Annotated in this window: 4 protein-coding genes and 1 pseudogene; 3 read left to right on the top strand and 2 right to left on the bottom strand. The window is 72.6% G+C overall.

From position 1 onward, the window contains the following. The first annotated feature begins 155 nt into the window (after positions 1 to 155). The 3 genes from ACWDS7_RS45955 (at position 156) to ACWDS7_RS45965 (ending at position 3,856) form a co-directional block, all read left to right on the top strand. The gene (locus tag ACWDS7_RS45955) at positions 156 to 1,964 is read left to right on the top strand and encodes an FUSC family protein (protein ID WP_451934430.1); all 1,809 of its coding nucleotides are present in this window, start codon (positions 156 to 158) and stop codon (positions 1,962 to 1,964) included. Positions 1,965 to 2,231: 267 nt separating this feature from the next. Continuing rightward, entirely contained in the window at positions 2,232 to 2,600 is a 369-nt protein-coding gene (locus ACWDS7_RS45960; protein ID WP_451934431.1) for a BlaI/MecI/CopY family transcriptional regulator, read from the top strand. Between the two features lie 245 nt (positions 2,601 to 2,845). Further along, entirely contained in the window at positions 2,846 to 3,856 is a 1,011-nt protein-coding gene (locus ACWDS7_RS45965; protein ID WP_451934432.1) for a coiled-coil domain-containing protein, read from the top strand. A 36-nt stretch (positions 3,857 to 3,892) separates the two neighbouring features. On the opposite strand, the gene ACWDS7_RS45970 is transcribed toward ACWDS7_RS45965, so the two are convergent. Together ACWDS7_RS45970 and ACWDS7_RS45975 are read right to left on the bottom strand one after the other, a co-directional pair. Beyond that, positions 3,893 to 4,354 (bottom strand): SRPBCC family protein, encoded by a 462-nt coding sequence (locus tag ACWDS7_RS45970; RefSeq protein WP_306858522.1) that lies wholly within the window; start codon positions 4,352 to 4,354, stop codon positions 3,893 to 3,895. 286 nt (positions 4,355 to 4,640) lie between these two features. Further along, a pseudogene (locus ACWDS7_RS45975) lies at positions 4,641 to 5,705 on the bottom strand (carboxyl transferase domain-containing protein); the annotation flags it as partial. Positions 5,706 to 5,788 lie beyond the last annotated feature (83 nt).

The following is a 5,788-nucleotide window of genomic DNA, read 5'->3' on the forward strand; positions in this document are numbered from 1 at the left end:
ACACTGGCCGCCGCGACCCGCCGGACCATCGTGGCCTTCGAAGCCGACGACTTCGACCCGCAGGGCCGGACCGGCTGGTCGGTGGGCTGCTGGAGGCGGTACGGCCGGCGCCGGCGGCGCTCCGGTGGGGACCGATGCTCCGCATGGCCGTGGGCGTGACCACCCCGCTCCTCGTGGGACTCGCCGCCGGGCAGATCGCGCTCGGCCTGCTGCCGTCCATGGGCGTCATGTCCACCGCGATGGCCGACCGGGGCGGGTCCTACCGCGCCAGGATCATCCTGATGTGCGCGGCCGGCTCCGCCGGGGCGCTGGGATATCTCACCGGGGCGCTGGTGCGCGGCGACGGCTGGTGGACGGTGCTGGTCGTGACGGCCGTCTCGGCGCTGTCCGCGCTGATCAGCACGGCTGGGGCCGCGGGGTCGGCGGCCGGGCTCCAGCTCCTGGTGATGACCGTGCTCGGCACCGGCATCCCGGTCCCGGGGCCGCCCGGCCCGAACACGCTGAAATTCCTGCTGGGCGCGGTGTGGGCCCTCGCGCTGGCGCTGGCCGGCTGGCCGCTGCGCCCCCGGGCGGCGGAGGAGGCCGCGGTCACCGCGGCCTACCGCGCCCTCAGCCGGCTGTTCGCCGATCACGGCCCCGACGGGCTGAAGGCGTTCGACACCGCCCTCAAGAGCGGCTACGACACGGTGCTCAGCGCCCGCTCCGCGGCGGTCGGGACCGACCCCGAGCGCACCCGCCTGGTCGCCCTGCTGAACCAGTCCTCGCTGATCCGCAACGCGCTGATCTCGCTGTGCCAGGAGGAGCGGGAGCCGCCGGAGGAGCTGGCGGTCGCCGTGGCGGGGGTCACCGGCATGCTCGCCGGCGGGCCCGAGCCGCAGGGGCCGCGGCAGGAGTACGGCTCACCGGCCCTGCGCGCCCTGCACTCGGCCGTGCGGGGAGCCGCCGAGCTGGCCTCCGGCGGTGACATCGCGGCCGGCCAGGTGCCCTACGAGCCGGTCGGGCACCGCCGGCGGCTCCGGATGCTGTGGGAGAGGATGTGGTACGGGCACCTGGCCCGCGTCTACACGGTCCGGCTCGTGCTCTGCATGGGCGTCGCCGGAGCGGTGAGCGAGTCCGGCTGGTTCGAGCGGTCCTACTGGCTGATGCTGACCGTCGCGCTGGTGCTCAAACCCGACTTCGGGTCGGTGTTCGCGCGGGCCGTGCAGCGCGCGCTCGGGACGCTCGCGGGGACGCTGATCGGCACGGTGGTGCTCCTGGTGGTGCCGTACGGCCCGGCGCTGCTGATCCCGATCGCCGTCTTCGCGGCGCTCATGCCGTACGGCATGCAGCGCAACTGGGGCATGATGTCGGCCTTCCAGGCGCCGCTGGTGCTGCTCCTGGTGGACCTGCTGACCCGCGGCGGCCCGAAGCTGGCGGAGGTCCGCCTGGTGGACACCCTGGCCGGCTGCGCCATCGTCCTGCTGCTGGGATATCTGCCATGGCCGGCGAGCTGGGAGGCGCCGGTCGGGCCGAGGTTCGCCGACGCGGTGTCGGCCACCGCGCGCTACCTGCGGCACGCCTTCGACCCGGAGGACCCCGGGAGGGCGCTGCTCCGCCGCCAGGCGTACGACGCCTTCGCCGACCTGCGGACGGTCTTCCAGCGGGCGGTGACCGAGCCACGCGTGGTCAGCCGGCGCATCACCACCTGGATGCCCGCGATGACCGCGCTGGAACGGGTGGCCGACGCGACCGCCGCCACTGTCGCGCGGACCGAGCACGGGGCGCCGCCGCCGTCGGAGGCGGCCGTCCAGGCGCTGGTGACCTCCCTGGAGGGCATCGCCTCCGACGTCCGCGCGGGTCGGGCGCCGCGGAGACCCGAGCTCGCCGACGAGGAGGCCCTGGAACGGGTGAACTCCGCCGTCTCGAGCCTGCGTGACACCGTGTCGGGAGACCATTCGGGCACCGGCGAGGCGAGGAACGGATAGTCGCCGGGCGGGACCGGCCCGAGCGCGGGCGAGGTCTACTATCGATGATAGGAGCAAAGCCGAGGAGGCCGACGGACACCGTGCTCCCGGAGGCCGAGACGCCGTACCGCCGGGAGGGCGAGATGGCTCGGGAGCGGCCCGCTGCGTGGTCGAGGGGCCCTCCCCGGGCCGCCGGTCACCGCGCCGGCCCGCACCGCGCGGGCATGGCGGGTGTCTACGACGGCAGGTAGCATCGAACGGTCCGCGGGTAGATGGGAGTCGCGCGCGATGCGTGGTCTGGGAGACCTGGAGTCCGCGATCATGGACCGGATGTGGTCCTATCACCGGCCCGCGTCGGTCCGGGACGTGCTGGAGGACCTCCGCCGCGGACGGGAGATCGCCTACACCACGGTCATGACCGTGATGGACAAGCTGCACACCAAGGGCCTGCTGCGCCGGCGGCCGGTCGGCCGGGCCTACGTCTACGAGACGGTGGCCAGCAGAGAGGCCCACACCGCCCAGCTCATGCGCGACGCCCTCGCCTCCGGCGGCAACCAGGCGGCCACCCTGGTGCACTTCCTGGAACGGCTGACCCCCGAGGAGTCGGCCGCCCTGGAGGCCGCGCTCCGGGTCTACCCGCCCGGCGGCCGCCCGTGACGGCCGCCGCGCCGCAATCCCACTCCGGCAGGACGGATCGCCGCCGGCGCTGACGCCCGGTGGCAGGGGCGACGGCGCGGGCCGCGGCGGTTCCCCGGCGAACATCTCCGCCGTAGGCGCCAAACGTCGGATTTGGCACAACAGCCGCCATGGGGGCATCATCCTCTACTACCGTCCATCGGACGAAGGGCAGCCCGGCTCGACGCGCTGGAGCGGGTGCCCGTACCTTCGGGGAAGGGAGAAGCGTGACGGCTGCGTCCCGCGGGATCCGGCGTCACGACGCACTCCGAGCCCTGCTCTCGGCGTTCACCGCCGTGCTCCTGTGCGCCTGCATGGTCTCGGCCGGCCATGCCGCGCCCAAACCCAGCGCCAAGAAGCTCCGCAAGGAGCTGGCGCAGCTGCAGAAGCAGTCCGAGACCATGATCGCCGAATACCACGCCGGCCGGGTCGAGCTGCAGAAGGTGGAGAAGTCCGAGAAGGTGGCGCGCGGCAACCTCGAACGCGCGCAGCGGCAGTTCGACAGCGCCGCGGCCGAGATCCGCCTGCTGGCCGCCGATCAGTACCGCGCCGGCAGGATGGGGATGACCGCGGCGCTGCTGGTCAACACCGATCCCGGTGCCATGCTCAACCGTCTGGCGCTCACCCAGCAGCTCATCCGCGAGCAGGACGCCAAGCTGCAGGGGTTCGCCAAGATCCGTGACTTCCACCGGGCGGCGCGGACGGCGGCCGACGAACGCGCCGAGCAACTGCGCGCGTCGCTCAAGAAGCTCGACGGCCAGAAGAAGCGCGCGGAGAAACTGATCGGTCAGATCAAGGACAGGATCGACCGGCTCTACCCCACTCCGGGGCTGCGCAGGGCCGACGGTTCGTGGGTCCCCCAACTGCCGTCGGGGCCGGACAACATCACGCCGCGGATGCGGCTGGTCCGGCAGCTGATCGCGCAGCGCTTCGGCCCGCGCTTCGGGATCGGCTGCTACCGGGCCGACGGCGGCATCGCCGGCGGCGGGGAGCACCCACTGGGCCGCGCCTGCGACTTCATGCTCAGCACCGGCGGCGGCATGCCCTCAGCGGCGGAGACCAATCGCGGTCACCAGATCGCGGCCTGGGCCATCAAGAACGCCCGGCGGCTGGGCATCATGTACATCATCTTCCGCCAGCGGATCTGGCACGTCCGCACCGGTACCTGGCGGATGATGTCCGACCGCGGCGGCACCACCGCCAACCACTACGACCACCCCCACATCTCGGTGTACTAGCAGGGCGAACATCGCCTGACGCGGCGTCGGCGAGGGCTACCGCTCCGCGTAGGCGGCGAGGTTCGTCAGGGAGGAGGCGAGCCCCGCGGCGTGGTCGTCCGCGGAGATGCCGTCCGGGACGTCCCCGGCGACGACGTCGACGCGCGTCCCCGCTCCGACAGCGGTGACCTCCCAGGTCATGGTCATCGTGCCGGCGTAGGCGGGATCGTCGGAGACGAAGTCCACCGCCTGCACGACCCGCACGCCGGGGACGATGTCGACGAAGCGAGCCTCGACGACGTCGGAATCCACGGTCGCCTTGCCGGGCGCGCCGGAGGCGTCGGAATAGGTCAGCACCAACCGGTACGAACCGCCCGGCCGGCCATCGAATCGCTCGAATCTGCCGGTCATCCCGGCTGGAGGGAGCCATGCCGTGAGCGCCTCGCGATCGACGAGTGCGGCCCAGACGCGATCGGCTGGCGCCGCGATCACCCGCGACGCCCTGTCCGTACGTGGCATGGCGCGACCCTAGCACCCTCGCGCGCCTCTACATGAGCCGGCGCTTCGCCGTGCACGGCGCTGTACGACCATGCACCCGCCGCCCGCTCGGAGGCATCCCACATCTTGCGGCGGACGGGCGGGGACCTCAGGTCCCAGGACCGTCCCGCCTCCCGCCGACCGCCCGGCCCGGCCTGTACGGCCGGCGATATCGGATGGGTTCTCCGCGATCACTACCGGCCCTCGGATGCGGGAAGCCGGGCGCCCGCCCCGAAAAAGGGGGCGGGCGTCCGGCTTCAGGACCAGGTCAGGCCTGTCGGGCAAGACCCTTCTCGACCGCCTCGATGATCTGCGGCCGCAGCTCGGCGCAGCTGATGATCGCGTCCACCGAGCCGACGTCGACCGCCCGCTGGATGCTGTGCACCCGGTCGAACTCGGTGGCCACCTCGCTGAGCTTCTCGGCCCGCACGGACGATCGCAGCTCGGCCAGTTCGGCGGCCAACGCGGCCCGCGTGGCAGCCGGTGCCTCCGCGACACGGGCGGCGAGCGCGAGAACGCGGGGGTCGTTGCCGGTCCGCTTGTCGACGTCGCGCGAGAAGACCACCGCGGCGGCCGGAGCACCGCCGAGCACCGAGGCGAACGAGCCCTCGACCGCGAGCACGGTCATGTTCGGGTTGAGCGCCTTGGAGAACACCACGAACGCGCCGCCGTGGTATCGAGAGATCACGCAGAACACGATGGGGCCCTTGAAGTTCACCACCGCGCGGCCGATCTCCGCGCCGTACTCCAGCTGCAGCCTGCGCATCGACTCGGGCGACCCGTCGAACCCTGACAGGTTGGCCAGCACGACCAGCGGACGGTTCCCGCTGGCGGCGTTGATGGCCCGAGCGGCCTTCTTGGACGACTGCGGGAACAAGGTGCCCGCGGTGTAGGTGTCCGGGCCGTCGGTGGGGGGGAATCCGCGGCGCGGCACGGACCGGGACTCGATGCCCAGCAGGCACACCGGCCGGCCACCGAGGTGGACATCCTGGACCACGGCGGTGTCCGCCTCGGCCATGCCCGCCCACCGCTCCAGCACCGGGTGGTCCTGATCGGACAGCGCGCGCATGACCGTGCGGATGTCGAACGGCTTCTTGCGGTCCGGGTTGGACTCGACGGAGAAGATCTGGCCCACTGTCGTGAAGTCGCTGTCCGGCACGGCGTGCGGGAACGTCGAGACGTCGCGGTCCACCGGGTCGTCGGTGGCCGTCGTGCGCGGCCGGCTCTCCCCCGGTGCGACGTAGCTGTGGTCGTAGTGCGACATCAGGATCTCCCGCGCGCCGCGGATGTCCGGCGCCCAGTACTGGGCCTGGCCGTTCGGGCCCGGTTTACGGGCATTCCGAAACAGGTCCGGGCAGCAGAAAGCCCCCGCCCGACGTGGGCGAGGGCCCTATAACCGCTCTGGCCTTTACGGGA

The organism is Streptosporangium sp. NPDC003464 (assembly GCF_053588315.1).

Excerpts from the sequence above, each read along its gene's own strand:
- ACWDS7_RS45960 (WP_451934431.1), top strand. The coding sequence starts at position 2,232 with ATGCGTGGTCTGGGAGACCTGGAGTCCGCGATCATGGACCGGATGTGG.
- ACWDS7_RS45970 (WP_306858522.1), bottom strand. The coding sequence starts at position 4,354 with ATGCCACGTACGGACAGGGCGTCGCGGGTGATCGCGGCGCCAGCCGAT.